Raw genomic sequence first — 14,956 nt, 5'->3', positions numbered from 1 at the left:
GTTTCTCTTAGGATAAAAGTTCTTGAGAGAGTGCCAAGCCTTTTTTGATGTAATCGGTATTGCCCACTTCAGCAATCGTAAAGCTGCCATCTTCGTAGATCAGTCGAGTGACCGAGCCATTTTCAATATCCATGCGAACATTGTTCTCATCATTGATCAGATGCAAAAGAAAAGCGATCGTTAAGCCGTGAGACACGACTAGCGCATTACCGCCGCCTTTTTTCTCAACGCGGTAGGCGATATCTTCAAACCCTGTTTTGACACGTTCGGTCAACACATCAAAGGTTTCCGCCCAATTGGCTGTATCTGCGTGATAGATCGCATTGGCGATCGCCTCAAACGAGACATGATTGGCAATCATATCATCGTAATCAGGAAAATCAAGAATCCGTGGCAGAACGCCCCACATTTCTGCATCATAGGCACCTTCAAGCGAGCCAAAGCACCATTCACGAATCCGTTTGTCGATATGATAAGGGATCTCTGGTCCTCTGACATGTTCACCCAGTATCAGACGCATCGTTTCGATCGCACGGCCGCTGTCACTGGATACTGCTTCCACAAAATCCACATCTCGTAACCCGAGTCCTAAATAATGGATGCCTTGTTCACCAGTACGAGTCAATGGGGTGTCGCACCAACCTTGCACACGCTGCAATGTGTTGAACATGGTTTTCCCGTGACGCACGACATACAATTCCGTTTTTGCCATAAGTAGTAATTCCTCCTTTGGTTCGTAATTCGTTTATGCGTTAAAAAACGGATTGGTCCGTTTCTCAATCTCGATCGTTGTTGGTTCCCCGTGGCCAGGATAAACGGCCATCTGATTCGGTAAAACAAAAAGTTGCGTTTGGATGCTGGTCAGCAATTGCTCAAGATTGCCAGTTGGTAGATCGGTCCGACCGATGCTACCTTTAAATAAGGCGTCTCCAGAAACGACAAACTTGTCAAAAATAAAACTGACGCTGCCGATGGAATGACCTGGGGTTGCAACAACCTTAAAGGACATGCCAGCTATCTCGTACGCTTTCAATTCTAGTTCGAATTCTGCTGGACGTGCGGTGATGGTTCCTAATTCAGGATGACGACCAGAAAGGTTTTTCATAGGATCACTTAGCCATTCTTGCTCAAGCGGACTAACGTAAACGGGGATCTGATAATAATCCCGCAAATGGTCAACTGCGCCGATATGGTCATAATGAGTGTGAGTCAATAAAATCGCTGCTGGTTTTGCGCCTGTTTTTTCGATCTCAGCGATCAATCTCGCTGCTTCTGCTCCAGGATCAATAATCAACAAAAAATCTTCTTTCCAAATAAGGTAACAATTTTCTTGAACGGGTCCTGTCACTAAACCAATGATTTTCATGCTAAAACCTCCTAGGATCACAAATACTTGTGTCTGACTATAAGTATAGCTTAAAGTATAAGAGGAAACAAAGAAAGGTTTTTAGGAGTGAAAAATTAATGATAAAAACGATGAACACAGAAGACAATCGTCAGGCGATCTGTCAATGGCTCAATCATTCAACGAAAAAAACAGAGGCAGTGAGTGCCTTTTCCGATCAAGAACAGCTTTCATTTGCATTTTTTGACAATCAGGATCAACTTGGTGGGTTGATTGGGAAACGGACAGGTAATACGATTCATATTCAATTGTTTGCAGTTGATCCAAACCATCAGAATCAAGGGGTGGGGAAACAATTAATGCAAGCACTTTTCGATCACGGTAAAAAAGCGGGGTGTCGTTCCGTGACAGTTACCACCCAAGACTACCAAGCGCCACAGTTCTATCAAGCAGTCGGCTTCGAACAATTTGCTGTGCTTTCTGACACACCTGTACTTGGCACGGATAGGCTTTATTTCGTGAAGATACTGTGACCACCCTTTGGCAGGCAGGTGATAAGGCTAACCAATAGTTTGATGAGAGAAAAGCTCAGAATTATTGTGGGAATTCGAAAATTTTTCTAAGAAACCGCATTAGCAAAAAACTGCTGTTATACTAATTAAAATAAGAAAGCGCGTGTTTCGTTTGAAACTGGTCTAATTTTTTCCTGCAGCAGAAACATTCGTCGTGACTAAGTTCGGGGAAAGTAAGTGTTCAGGACCTTGTGTTCGTTTTGATTGGTATACATCAACTTTTTGTAAGAAGGTGTTTTTTATGAAAAAATCGCTCCAATTCTTTTTCACTGTATGCTTTGCTGTGCTTCTTTTAGCGAGCTGTGCTGAGGAAGAGCTATCCATCGATGATTCGAAAGAAGTTTCTGAAACCGTTACTTCCGCCTCAAAAGCGGTTGAAAATGGCGACCTTGATTTGATGTTGATCCAAGATGAGAGTGTCATCTTTCCGCAAAGCCAAGGGGTTTATGATTTTCATGAGAATGAGTTGACGATCGTTAAGCAGTATTTGCCGATGGCAGACTTAGAAGATAGTTCAGCCAGCTCTAGTGATGTTGCCTTGTATAAAGGACAAATCGAAAGTGATTTTCAGCGTCATTTTTCCCATTCAGAGGTACAGTTGTCCAACGATCCTTATCAAATTTATGAGATCACCTATCAAGATGCCTCATACATCGTCGAAGGAAAACGTTTGACGATCATGGCAGATGGGCGAACCTTTGAGTTCACCTTAGATCCCAATAATCAGAAGGCCTATGATCAAAATGGCGTTAGCTATGACATTCAGGTCGATCAATAAATTCTCTTAAAAAATATTCCTGCTTTACTTGCTTAGGTGAGTAGAGTAGGTTTTTTTGGTAACCTTTCGTCAAACCCATTTTCTGGAAGTGGAAATGGCGTTGATTACCTGATGAGAAGGCATTTTGCCGCAAGTGGTTTTTTTAGAGATCAAACCTGTTTGGATAGGATACTCTCCGCAGAGGATGAAAAGCTGTTTCTGTTCGCTTTTCCAAAAGTGATCTATCCGCTATAATGGCAAACGAGAAGGTGAACACGTGTATAAAGGAAAAGTTGCGGTTAGAAAAATCGTAGAATTTATTTTGCGCAGAGGCGATATTGATAGCCGCAAAGTCAGTAATCATACCGCACAAGAAGGCGCCCGTATCCATCGCCAACTACAAAAAGAGGCTGGGGATGCGTATCAAAAAGAAGTCTTTTTCAAACGAGAAAGCCAAATTGAGAAAGATTCGATCACTGTCGAAGGACGTGCCGATGGTCTCTTTTTTGATGCAGCTGCTAATTCTTGGGTGATCGATGAGATCAAAACTTCAGAACCAGCTTTCGAAGATATCCCTGAAGATCAAATCGATTTGTTTTTTGCCCAGGGAATGGTTTATGCTTATTTGTTTTTACTACAAGAAAATGAACAAGCTGCGCTTACTGATAGTGAAAAACAAGAGAACCCAGAAGCAGAACCTACTGCTGAAGGAGAAAATGATCCGAGGAGACCCATCGATCGGATTGCCGTGCAATTGACTTATTATCAAACCACTGAAAAGCTGACCACCCGTACGAGAAGAACATTTCAGTTTTCAGAATTAGCTGTTTTTTATGAAGAATTACTTCAGGAATATCATAAATGGTTAGTTTTTCAAGAGAATTGGCGCCGTGTCCGCAATACGTCTTTGCAGCTGCTGTCTTTTCCCTTTGAAACCTTTCGCAAAGGGCAGCGAGAGTTAGCAGCAGCGGCGTATAAAACACTAAAAAATGGCAAGCGACTTTTTGCGGAAGCGCCAACGGGAACTGGAAAAACCATGTCAACGCTGTTTCCCGCATTAAAAGTTCTCGGGGAAGAAGGGGCAGATCGGGTCTTTTATCTGACGGCGAAGACGATCACCAGACAAGTGGCTGAAGATGCGTTGAGCAAGTTAGCAGACAACGGTAGTGAAACCAAGAGTGTCACGATCACTGCCAAAGATAAAATTTGCTTTCTGGATGAACGAAACTGTACGCCAGAGCATTGTCCTTATGCACAAGGTTATTACAATCGAATCAACGAAGCTTTGTGGGATCTGTTGCATCACGAAAACCAAATAACTCGAGAAGTGATCGAGACTTATGGAATGAAGCATACGGTTTGTCCCTTTGAGCTTTCACTGGATGTCAGTGTCTTTTGCGATGTCATTATTGGTGATTATAATTATTTGTTTGATCCAACCGTTTATTTACGGAGATTTTTTGAAGAGCCAGACGAAGAGTATTTCTTTTTAGTGGATGAAGCCCATAACTTAGTTAACCGTTCGAAAGAAATGTATTCCGCAACGATCTCCCGTCATCCATTTAAGGAATTAAAGAAGAAGCTGCCGAAGGATCAACAGAAATTAAAACGCGCACTAAACAGAGTTGATAAAGAATTTGCGGCTTTAGCCCAATTAGCAAAAGAGGAAGGATGGTCATACCACCATCAAGCAGCTCCCCATGAAACAATGGTCAATCAGCTATACAAATTAGCTGAATTGATGAAGGAATGGTTGCCGGCAAATCCTGAGCATGAATTGCAAGAAGAAGTGCTGCAAGTGTATTTTGAAGCCAACCATTATTTGAAGATCAGTGAATTTTATGATGATCACTACGAAACGACGGTGGAGATCGACCGCTATGATATCAAATTACGGCAATTTTGCATCGAACCAGCGCCGTTTTTGGAATCCGTGTTAGATAAGGGCAAGGCTAGCCTGTTGTTTTCTGCGAGCTTTACCCCTTTGTCGTATTATCAAGAAGTATTAGGTGGCGGCGATGAAGCTTTGCGCTATCGCTTGCCAAGTCCTTTTGATCCGAAAAATCAGGGGATTTTTATTGCGGACTATATTCAAACGACGTATCGCCAACGTGAAGCCAGCATTCCTGCGATCGTTGATGCGATCCAGCAAATGACGGCAGCGAAAGCGGGAAACTATATGGTCTTTTTCCCATCTTATCGTTACTTGGATGATGTGGCGGCAGCATTTTCTCAACAGGCGCCAGAGGTGGAGGTCTTGATTCAGGGGACTGCTATGAACGAAGCAGAGCGCGAGGCGTTTCTTGCGCAGTTTCAATCTTTTGACTCGCAACAATCATCCTTGCTGGATAAAAGTCAAGACGAACCAAAGAGTCAACCAAAAACTTTGGTGGCATTTTGTGTCCTTGGAGGAATTTTTTCTGAAGGGATTGACCTAAAAGGCGATCGCTTGATCGGTGCAGCAGTGGTAGGAGTCGGACTGCCGCAAATCAATCACGAGCAAGAATTGATTCGGGAATATTACGATGAGAAAAAGGCAGCTGGCTTTGCGTATGCCTATCAGCTGCCAGGGATGAATAAAGTCCTGCAAGCAGCCGGTCGAGTGATTCGGGATGTCAGCGATCGTGGCGTGGTGTTATTGCTGGATCAGCGCTTTCGGACACCGCGTTACCAAGAACTTTTCCCACTGCATTGGCAGCATGCCTTGCAGATTCGTCGGCCGCAAGAGTTATCAAAAGCATTGACTCATTTTTGGCAAGAAAAAAACTAGAAGCAGAGCTTTCAGGAGCGGTTGCGCAAAATCAGTAGATAAAGCTGATTTTGCCTAACCATCACGTTAGACTCTGTTCTAGTTTTTTTGATTAGCGATAATTTGTAAACTGTAAATCGATCGTCAGGGGCAGTTTACGTAACAATTGGATCACCTCTTGCAGATCGTCACGGCTTTTGCCTGTTACCCGAATTTGATTGTCTTGAATTTGGGTTTTAACTTTTAGCTTGGCGTTTTTGATCGCTGTCGTTATTTTTTTGGCGTTTTCTTTATCGATGCCATTGATCAATTCTGCCGTTTGACGAGCTTTTGCCCCCAAGGCATGCTCCGTTTCGCCAAATTGAATATTTTTCGTTGGTACATTCCGTTTGATCAGCTTCGCAAAGAGCACATCTTTGATTTGCTCCAACTTAAATTCGTCATCTCCAACGATCGTCAGTTTGCCCTCAGTCATCTTGATTTCTACTGTGGAGCCTTTAAAATCAAATCGGTTTTTCAATTCTTTTTCCGCCTGTTGAATGGCGTTTTTCACTTCTTCTGTGTTGATCTCAGATACGACATCAAAACTTGCTTCTTTTGCCAAAATCAATCACTCCTCTCATCTCTTACCTATGATTTTAACATGGAGGCGAACGATGCGGGAATGAAAAGTAAATTTTTGCAAATAATTGTTTCATTTTTTCACACAAACTGCTATTCTTTGGAAGGAGATTTTTAGTGAAGGAGCTAGATCATTGTGAGTAAGTTATTAACGAAGCACGAACAATCAGAACGATTGAAAAAAATAGGGGTTATTTTGCTGTCAGGTATTACTGCAGCCATTGCTTTAAATTTCTTTTTGATTCCCGCAAACGTTCTTTCTGCTGGGATGAACGGGGTCGCCCAATTGATCGTGGCACTTGCCTTGGAACATTTTGGCGTTCACCTTAGTACAGGGCTGTTTATTTTCCTCTTAAACTTGCCTATCTTTGTTCTCGGGTTCATCAAACTCGGGAAATCATCGACACTATTGAGCTTTATCAATGTCGTTGTCGTTTCCGTCTTAACGATGATCCTTCCGCAAGGAGCGATCACTGACAATATTTTGGTTAACGCTTTGCTAGGTGGCGTACTGTTGGGCGTCGGCGTTGCGTTTTCACTGAAAATGGGTTTTACCACCGGCGGAATGGATATTCTTTCGTTGATATTATCAAAAACGACTGGAAAAACAGTTGGTAAATATATGTTTATTTTAAACGGCATCATTGTCATGGTCTCAGGTTTCGTCTTTTCTTGGGAAAGTGCCTTGTACACGATCATTTCGATTTTCGCAATGAGCTACGTTGTGGACATGCTGCACACAAGTCATCAAAAGGTAACGGCAATGATTATTACGACCAATGCGGAAGCTGTTGGGAAAAATATCTCTAAGCATGTGTTTCGCGGCATGACTTTGTTCCCCTCAGTCGGAGGGTATTCAGGCGTACCTGGCAATATGATCATGATGGTCGTGACGCGCTACGAGATCTACGATTTAGAACAAGCCGTTTTAGAAGCTGACGGCAATGCGTTTATTAATTTTGTGCCGACCCAATCGATTACAGGCCGTTTTGCGACAGATGATGAACAACGGACCTTTAAAACGACAGGGGTCTTCCCAGAACTGAAAATACACAAGAAAAGCCGGCCATAATCAAGGATCGTCCATTTACAAATCTTGCAAAAGAAGGTATTATTTGAAACAAGAATTAAAGGAGGTCTTCAACCGTGGCATATACTGAAGTAGAAGCAGAAGCAATCAAAGAGCGTGTCTTGGCTGCCTTGGAAACCGTGATTGACCCTGAGTTGGGGATTGATATAGTGAATCTAGGCTTAGTTTATGAAGTCGAATTTGATGCAGAAACAGGCAATACTGTAATCAAAATGACCTTAACAACAATGGGCTGTCCCTTAGCCGACGTATTGACTGAATCGATACACGAAGCACTAAGCGATATTCCAGAAGTCAAAAATCCAGAGGTAAAATTAGTCTGGTATCCCGCTTGGACGACCGATAAAATGAGTCGTTACGCACGGATTGCTTTGGGGATTCGTTAAGGATTTTCAATCATAGAAAGTTGTTTCATATTTGTTAACTAGATGGAACAAGCTGTTTTCTTAGGTATCGGACAGTTGGCAAAATGAGGATATAAACACAGAACTCTTTTATTAACTTTGAAAAAGTTGGTAGAAGAGTTTTTTTATAGAATACTTTCTTAAATAAACAGTTACTTGGTGAAAAAGTTATGCTTTTTTACTAAAAGCATTAAAGAAAATCATATATTTTTAAACCTGAAAGCTCAACGTATTTTCCATTCATATGACAACTCAAAGTGAGTTAGTATTTAACTTTGCCGAAATAGTAATACTTTCTATAAACCTTCGATCATTTTGACAAAAAGAGAGCACAGATTAAATTCTTATTCATCCACATTGATAACCTTAAGGTGCATCCCAGAAAACATGTCTAAATAAAAGTTACTGAATTTAGTCAGAGGCTTTGGGATACGATGAATTTTCCTTAAGGAGTCAATGTAGAATGAAGAAGGATGATTCTAGGAATGCTTTTTCAAAGGTCATGTGATTTCATCCTATCAACTGACTCTTGGTTAACAAATATACAAATGTGTTCTATGCAACCATACATATAGGAAAACGATAGCCAAACTACAGTTTCGGTCAATCATTTAGCGAGTTACATATTTTTATTAGAGATTCGAGATTAATTAATTGTATTAATGTATAATTATAGTTAAGTTGTAAAAATGATTTGGTTGATTCCCTTGATCATAAAAACAAAAAGGAGTGTGTTTTGTGGATTTTCTATTTACTTTATTTGCTTTTATTTTCGTCGCAGTTATCTTATATCATATTGTCGAATTCTTAAAGGATCAATCTACGCCAGAAGTGGCAGTACTTGCCACGCTAGTAGATAAACGAATGACTAGTAGCACGAATATTGCTGCAAACGGCTTTACGAATCAATCCATTACCTATTATCTTTTATTTGAAATCGCAAGTGGCGAAAGATTAGAATTTAAAGTAGGGTATGGAAAATACAAATTATACGTCATCGGAGATACTGGAGTGTTGAGGTATCAAAGAAAAAGGTTTAATTCACTTGATAGGTAAAAAATTTGTATGTATATAGTATGTGTTTATTCGTTTTCAATTTCAAAAAAAAGTTGAACAGTCAATTAAAAAACTCCTATTCAAGTGTCTTATCATTTGAAATGATTTGAATTGTACGCTTTCGATGGAAAACGCAAGTATCATCGAGTAACACTTGAGAATTTCTACTTATGAGGTCGCATAAATAAAACCAAAACCGAAGGAAATTTCCTGCGAGGAATGGCTTAATTTAGTTCACCCATTCGATTTATTGGCGGAAGTGATGAGCTACGGATAGTTTTTAAATACTCATAAATAGAATAGATTGCTTCACCAAAATCTCGTGACTCATTGTTACGAGGTTTTTTGTTTTTTACGTGACTTCAGAAATAATTGCAAAAAGGAAAAATCGTTCTTGGTTTTTCACAAACATTTTCTCTTTCAAGTGACAAAGTCGTTGCCGTTTTGGGTTAGGAACGATTGGGTTGCTGACGATCCAATGGTTAAAAATTGCGGGTGTGAAAAAGATTATTGGCATTGATATTCAATCAGAGAAACTGAAACAAGCATTAGATTTAGGTGTCACCGATACGATCGATCTTAGTGTTCAAGACCTTGAAAAAGAGATTTCTCGGATAACGGATGGTTTAGGCGTAGATATTGCAATGGAGTGTGCAGGTACTAAAATAACCGAAGAACAATGTCTCTTAGTGACAAAAAAAGACGGGAAAATTGGATTTCAAGGGATCACTTATTCTGATGTTTTGATTAAGCAACGGGCATTTGAAAAATCTTTCGCAGTGAATTAACCATTAAGGGTTTTTGGAATAGCTATTCTGCGCCTTTCCCAGGCAAAGAATGGTTTGATTCAATAACCTTTTTAGAAAGCGGACGCTTGAGTGCCAGTCATAGGATTTCCCATCGCTTTCCGTTAGAATATCTTCAAAGAGCATTTGATTTAGCGGTAAATAGAAGTGAAAGCTTAAATAAAATCATGATCATGCTCTAAAAACTAGACATTTGATTACAGCACAAACAGATTGTTTTCAAAAACCATATTTATTCAGCAAGCTTTAACAAGCTGCTATGGATATGGTTTTTTTATTTGCTACAGTGATTAAATAGGTTGCTCCTTCTAAAACCTGTCCCAATCAAAGACACCGTTGCATTTTCAGAAATGAAACGGTAAACTAGTTGAAAAGATTGGAGGAATGAATCAATGTTAGCTACGAATTTTGGGAAATATACATACGAAAATCCGTTTATGAACGCCTCAGGGGTCCATTGTATGACGATCGAGGAATTAGATGAATTAGCGGTATCAGCAGCTGGATCATTTGTCACGAAGAGTGCAACGCTAGAAGCACGTGCCGGAAATCCAGAACCACGTTATACCGATTTACCTTTAGGAAGCATCAATTCGATGGGATTACCAAATCTAGGGGTGGACTACTACTTAAATTATGCCATCAAAAAGCAGCAGGAAATGACCCAGCAAGCGCCTTTCTTTTTCTCTGTCGCTGGTATGAGCGTGGCTGAAAACATTGAGTTATTGAAGAAGATCCAAGAAAGTGATTTTGAAGGAATCACTGAGTTGAATCTTTCTTGTCCAAACGTGCCAGGAAAACCACAAGTTGCCTATGATTTTCCTTTGACCGATCAAATTCTTGAAACAGTCTTTAGTTTTTTTACAAAACCTTTAGGTGTCAAATTGCCGCCATACTTTGATTTGGCTCACTTTGATGAGATGGCTAAGATATTAAACAAGTATCCGTTAACCTACATCAATTCAATCAACAGTATTGGGAATGCTTTATTCATCGATCCTGCTACTGACTCGGTAGTCATCAAACCAAAAGATGGTTTTGGTGGTCTCGGAGGCGAATATGTGAAACCGACGGCATTAGCCAATGTGCGGGCTTTCTATACACGTCTCAAGCCAGAAATCAAAATTATTGGTACTGGTGGGATTCGTAATGGTCAAGATGCGTATGAGCATTTGTTGTGTGGTGCCTCTATGTTGCAGATCGGCACAGAGTTGCAAAAAGAAGGGCCGGCGATCTTTGAACGATTGACGAAAGAGTTAGAAACGATCATGAAAGAAAAAGGATATCAATCAATCAGTGAATTTCAAGGCAAACTAAAAACGATTGATTAAAACGACTTTCTATCATCCTCTGTTTCTTTTTATAGAAGAAAGTCATAGAAGAAAGGTGGGGTTAAATGGAGAAATTTCGTAAAACAACTGAGGGCGATTTAACGGAGTTAATGGCGCTGATTGAGGAAGGAATTGCTTTTTTAAAAGCTCAAGGATCACCACAATGGCAAAATGGCTATGGCCCAAAAGAAACTCAAATCAAAGAAGATATTGCAAAAGGTGAAAGCTATGTGTTAGTGAAAGATGGGAAAATCGCAGCGTCTGCGGCACTGGTTTCTGGTGATGATCCTGTCTACAACGCAATTACCGGCGCAGGGTGGGATGGAAACGGTCCGTATCTATCCATTCATCGCGTCGTTGTCAGTTCTCATTTTAAAGGGCAAAAGTTAAGTGCCAAATTGCTGCAAGCTCTTGAAGTGGTTGCTTTAGAACAAGGAATACTTGATTTGCGTATCGATACGTATAAAGCCAATATTGGGATGCAAAAGAATATCCAAGCAGCTGGCTATCAATATAAAGGAGAGGTAACATTTCCTTTTCCGAATGGAGAGCGATTGGCTTTTCAAAAACGTTTGATCACAAACTAAACATTCTTTTTCCATTCTTGTCCCTTGGCTGAAAGAATGGAAAAGGTGTGTCAAAGTGAATTTTTGGTATGAAAATGTGGATAATGGTTGTCAGAATCCTTTCGGCTTGCTAAGATAAGCACGTAAAGGACGGTGCCAAATGAAGAAAAGAATCAAAAAGAAAAAAGCTTATAAAAAATACATCCATGATATTTTTGCAGGTTATGAAGAAATGCTTGAAAATCCAGCGATCGATGAGAAGAAGTTCTCTTATTTGAAAGAAGAAACAACCTTAAAACGAGACGATCAAAATCAAATCCGTTTCCGTACGATCGATATTGATTAAACTACCTTTTGGGTAGTTTTTTTCTTTGTTTTTGTTAATTGGAAAAATTTCAGAAAAAAAGCTTGCTCTTTCATTCATAGAATGATAAAGTATTCAACGTTGGCAATTGAGCCAGCGGGTCAAAACAACAGTTGAAAAATCTTCAAAAAAGACTTGACCAAAAATAAAACAGATGATATTATAACGAAGTCGCAATAATAAAATAGTTAATCAATGTTGATACATCAACAAAATTAATTGAAAAAAGTTGTTGACAAATAACAAATCATTTGTTATTCTAATTAAGTCGCTGAGGCAGCCGCTACGAAGTTGAAAAACAACGAGCGAAAAAAACTTTTTAAAAAAGAGTTGACAATTAAATGTCACTCTGATATGATATAAAAGTTGCTAACACAGAACGGTGGACCTTTGAAAACTGAACAAAGCAAGCAAACGAACCAATGTGTAGGACGTTTCAATTTATTGGAACAAATACATGCAAGCAATAGCTAGCAAAGTTAATTTTTATGAGCTTAATGACCGTATGGTCATTCAAACAAATCATTATGAGAGTTTGATCCTGGCTCAGGACGAACGCTGGCGGCGTGCCTAATACATGCAAGTCGAACGCTTTTTCTTTCACCGGAGCTTGCTCCACCGAAAGAAAAAGAGTGGCGAACGGGTGAGTAACACGTGGGTAACCTGCCCATCAGAAGGGGATAACACTTGGAAACAGGTGCTAATACCGTATAACACTATTTTCCGCATGGAAGAAAGTTGAAAGGCGCTTTTGCGTCACTGATGGATGGACCCGCGGTGCATTAGCTAGTTGGTGAGGTAACGGCTCACCAAGGCAACGATGCATAGCCGACCTGAGAGGGTGATCGGCCACACTGGGACTGAGACACGGCCCAGACTCCTACGGGAGGCAGCAGTAGGGAATCTTCGGCAATGGACGAAAGTCTGACCGAGCAACGCCGCGTGAGTGAAGAAGGTTTTCGGATCGTAAAACTCTGTTGTTAGAGAAGAACAAGGATGAGAGTAAAATGTTCATCCCTTGACGGTATCTAACCAGAAAGCCACGGCTAACTACGTGCCAGCAGCCGCGGTAATACGTAGGTGGCAAGCGTTGTCCGGATTTATTGGGCGTAAAGCGAGCGCAGGCGGTTTCTTAAGTCTGATGTGAAAGCCCCCGGCTCAACCGGGGAGGGTCATTGGAAACTGGGAGACTTGAGTGCAGAAGAGGAGAGTGGAATTCCATGTGTAGCGGTGAAATGCGTAGATATATGGAGGAACACCAGTGGCGAAGGCGGCTCTCTGGTCTGTAACTGACGCTGAGGCTCGAAAGCGTGGGGAGCGAACAGGATTAGATACCCTGGTAGTCCACGCCGTAAACGATGAGTGCTAAGTGTTGGAGGGTTTCCGCCCTTCAGTGCTGCAGCAAACGCATTAAGCACTCCGCCTGGGGAGTACGACCGCAAGGTTGAAACTCAAAGGAATTGACGGGGGCCCGCACAAGCGGTGGAGCATGTGGTTTAATTCGAAGCAACGCGAAGAACCTTACCAGGTCTTGACATCCTTTGACCACTCTAGAGATAGAGCTTCCCCTTCGGGGGCAAAGTGACAGGTGGTGCATGGTTGTCGTCAGCTCGTGTCGTGAGATGTTGGGTTAAGTCCCGCAACGAGCGCAACCCTTATTGTTAGTTGCCATCATTTAGTTGGGCACTCTAGCGAGACTGCCGGTGACAAACCGGAGGAAGGTGGGGATGACGTCAAATCATCATGCCCCTTATGACCTGGGCTACACACGTGCTACAATGGGAAGTACAACGAGTTGCGAAGTCGCGAGGCTAAGCTAATCTCTTAAAGCTTCTCTCAGTTCGGATTGTAGGCTGCAACTCGCCTACATGAAGCCGGAATCGCTAGTAATCGCGGATCAGCACGCCGCGGTGAATACGTTCCCGGGCCTTGTACACACCGCCCGTCACACCACGAGAGTTTGTAACACCCGAAGTCGGTGAGGTAACCTTTTTGGAGCCAGCCGCCTAAGGTGGGATAGATGATTGGGGTGAAGTCGTAACAAGGTAGCCGTATCGGAAGGTGCGGCTGGATCACCTCCTTTCTAAGGAATATTTCGGAAGACTACACATCGTTTGCCTTTGTTCAGTTTTGAGAGGTTTACTCTCAAACAAAATTTGTTCATTGAAAACTGGATATCGAAGAAATAATCAAAACAAGTAACACACACCGAGTTGAAATGTTAAAAGAGTTTTTTAATAAGTTCAACGCTTATTTTCTTGAGCAACCTTCTATCGCTAGAAGAAGTACTCAAAACCGACCGTAAGGTCAAAGGTTAAGTGAATAAGGGCGCACGGTGGATGCCTTGGCACTAGGAGCCGATGAAGGACGGGACTAACACCGATATGCTTTGGGGAGCTGTAAGTAAGCTATGATCCAGAGATTTCCGAATGGGGGAACCCAGCATCTTTTATAGGATGTTACGTCTGCGTGAATACATAGCGCAGTCGAGGTAGACGCAGAGAACTGAAACATCTAAGTACCTGCAGGAAGAGAAAGAAAATTCGATTCCCTGAGTAGCGGCGAGCGAAACGGGAAAAGCCCAAACCAACAAGCTTGCTTGTTGGGGTTGTAGGACTCCGATATGGTAGTCTATTCAGATAGTCGAAATACTTGGAAAAGTATGTCAAAGAGGGTAAAAACCCCGTAGGCGAAATTTGGATAACACCTAGGAGGATCCTGAGTACGGCGGAACACGAGGAATTCCGTCGGAATCCGGGAGGACCATCTCCCAAGGCTAAATACTCCCTAGTGACCGATAGTGAACCAGTACCGTGAGGGAAAGGTGAAAAGCACCCCGGAAGGGGAGTGAAATAGATCCTGAAACCGTGTGCCTACAACAAGTTAGAGCCCGTTAATGGGTGATAGCGTGCCTTTTGTAGAATGAACCGGCGAGTTACGATAGCATGCGAGGTTAAGTTGAAGAGACGGAGCCGTAGCGAAAGCGAGTCTGAATAGGGCGAATGAGTATGTTGTCGTAGACCCGAAACCATGTGATCTACCCATGTCCAGGTTGAAGGTGCGGTAAAACGCACTGGAGGACCGAACCCACGTACGTTGAAAAGTGCGGGGATGAGGTGTGGGTAGCGGAGAAATTCCAAACGAACTTGGAGATAGCTGGTTCTCTCCGAAATAGCTTTAGGGCTAGCCTCGGAATTGAGAATGATGGAGGTAGAGCACTGTTTGGACTAGGGGCCCATCTCGGGTTACCGAATTCAGATAAACTCCGAATGCCATTCATTCATATCCGGGAGTC

At 41.8% G+C, this 14,956-nt stretch carries 12 protein-coding genes, 2 rRNA genes and 1 pseudogene (1 of these 15 cut by a window edge); 12 read left to right on the top strand and 3 right to left on the bottom strand.

Going from position 1 to position 14,956, the window contains the following annotated elements:
- Nucleotides 1-7: 7 nt before the first annotated feature.
- Entirely contained in the window at nucleotides 8-712 is a 705-nt protein-coding gene (locus tag QN079_RS08885) for a histidine phosphatase family protein (RefSeq protein WP_005230175.1), read from the bottom strand.
- A 33-nt stretch (nucleotides 713-745) separates the two neighbouring features.
- Nucleotides 746-1,366 (bottom strand): MBL fold metallo-hydrolase, encoded by a 621-nt coding sequence (locus QN079_RS08880; protein WP_289229542.1) that lies wholly within the window; start codon nucleotides 1,364-1,366, stop codon nucleotides 746-748.
- A 98-nt stretch (nucleotides 1,367-1,464) separates the two neighbouring features.
- Here QN079_RS08880 and QN079_RS08875 point away from each other — a divergent pair, with 98 nt between their 5' ends.
- The 3 genes from QN079_RS08875 to QN079_RS08865 all read left to right on the top strand — a co-directional run bounded on the left by QN079_RS08875 (nucleotide 1,465) and on the right by QN079_RS08865 (nucleotide 5,444).
- Complete coding sequence (locus QN079_RS08875) at nucleotides 1,465-1,878, top strand: GNAT family N-acetyltransferase (protein WP_289229541.1); 414 nt, start codon at nucleotides 1,465-1,467, stop codon at nucleotides 1,876-1,878.
- A 280-nt stretch (nucleotides 1,879-2,158) separates the two neighbouring features.
- Nucleotides 2,159-2,695, top strand: coding sequence for a hypothetical protein (locus QN079_RS08870; RefSeq protein ID WP_289229540.1), 537 nt, complete (start codon nucleotides 2,159-2,161; stop codon nucleotides 2,693-2,695).
- A gap of 256 nt (nucleotides 2,696-2,951) precedes the next feature.
- Entirely contained in the window at nucleotides 2,952-5,444 is a 2,493-nt protein-coding gene (locus QN079_RS08865; RefSeq protein WP_289229539.1) for an ATP-dependent DNA helicase, read from the top strand.
- 91 nt (nucleotides 5,445-5,535) lie between these two features.
- On the opposite strand, the gene QN079_RS08860 is transcribed toward QN079_RS08865, so the two are convergent.
- Nucleotides 5,536-6,027, bottom strand: coding sequence for a YajQ family cyclic di-GMP-binding protein (locus QN079_RS08860; protein ID WP_005230187.1), 492 nt, complete (start codon nucleotides 6,025-6,027; stop codon nucleotides 5,536-5,538).
- A gap of 153 nt (nucleotides 6,028-6,180) precedes the next feature.
- Here QN079_RS08860 and QN079_RS08855 point away from each other — a divergent pair, with 153 nt between their 5' ends.
- From QN079_RS08855 to QN079_RS08815, 9 genes and pseudogenes are all read left to right on the top strand, one after another.
- Nucleotides 6,181-7,116: a YitT family protein gene (locus QN079_RS08855; RefSeq protein ID WP_005230189.1), complete on the top strand. Its 936-nt coding sequence runs from the start codon at nucleotides 6,181-6,183 to the stop codon at nucleotides 7,114-7,116.
- 74 nt (nucleotides 7,117-7,190) lie between these two features.
- On the top strand, nucleotides 7,191-7,520 hold the full coding sequence (locus tag QN079_RS08850) for a metal-sulfur cluster assembly factor (RefSeq protein WP_005231940.1): 330 nt from the start codon (nucleotides 7,191-7,193) through the stop codon (nucleotides 7,518-7,520).
- A 756-nt stretch (nucleotides 7,521-8,276) separates the two neighbouring features.
- Entirely contained in the window at nucleotides 8,277-8,594 is a 318-nt protein-coding gene (locus QN079_RS08845; RefSeq protein WP_015509816.1) for a DUF2500 domain-containing protein, read from the top strand.
- A 443-nt stretch (nucleotides 8,595-9,037) separates the two neighbouring features.
- Nucleotides 9,038-9,582: pseudogene (locus QN079_RS16610) on the top strand (zinc-binding dehydrogenase); the annotation flags it as partial.
- 210 nt (nucleotides 9,583-9,792) lie between these two features.
- Nucleotides 9,793-10,731, top strand: coding sequence for a dihydroorotate oxidase (locus tag QN079_RS08835; RefSeq protein WP_142974400.1), 939 nt, complete (start codon nucleotides 9,793-9,795; stop codon nucleotides 10,729-10,731).
- Between the two features lie 65 nt (nucleotides 10,732-10,796).
- Complete coding sequence (locus QN079_RS08830) at nucleotides 10,797-11,318, top strand: GNAT family N-acetyltransferase (protein ID WP_289229537.1); 522 nt, start codon at nucleotides 10,797-10,799, stop codon at nucleotides 11,316-11,318.
- 139 nt (nucleotides 11,319-11,457) lie between these two features.
- Entirely contained in the window at nucleotides 11,458-11,643 is a 186-nt protein-coding gene (locus tag QN079_RS08825) for a hypothetical protein (protein WP_005230211.1), read from the top strand.
- Nucleotides 11,644-12,184: 541 nt separating this feature from the next.
- Nucleotides 12,185-13,744, top strand: a 16S ribosomal RNA gene (locus tag QN079_RS08820).
- A 229-nt stretch (nucleotides 13,745-13,973) separates the two neighbouring features.
- Nucleotides 13,974-14,956, top strand: a 23S ribosomal RNA gene (locus tag QN079_RS08815) (it continues 1,932 nt past the right edge of the window).
- Together the 16S and 23S rRNA genes form the textbook arrangement of a ribosomal RNA operon.

The organism is Enterococcus sp. FZMF (genome assembly GCF_030263915.1).
GTDB classification, from domain to species: Bacteria; Bacillota; Bacilli; order Lactobacillales; family Enterococcaceae; genus Enterococcus_D; species Enterococcus_D casseliflavus.
This window is presented reverse-complemented; position numbering and strand designations above follow the sequence as displayed.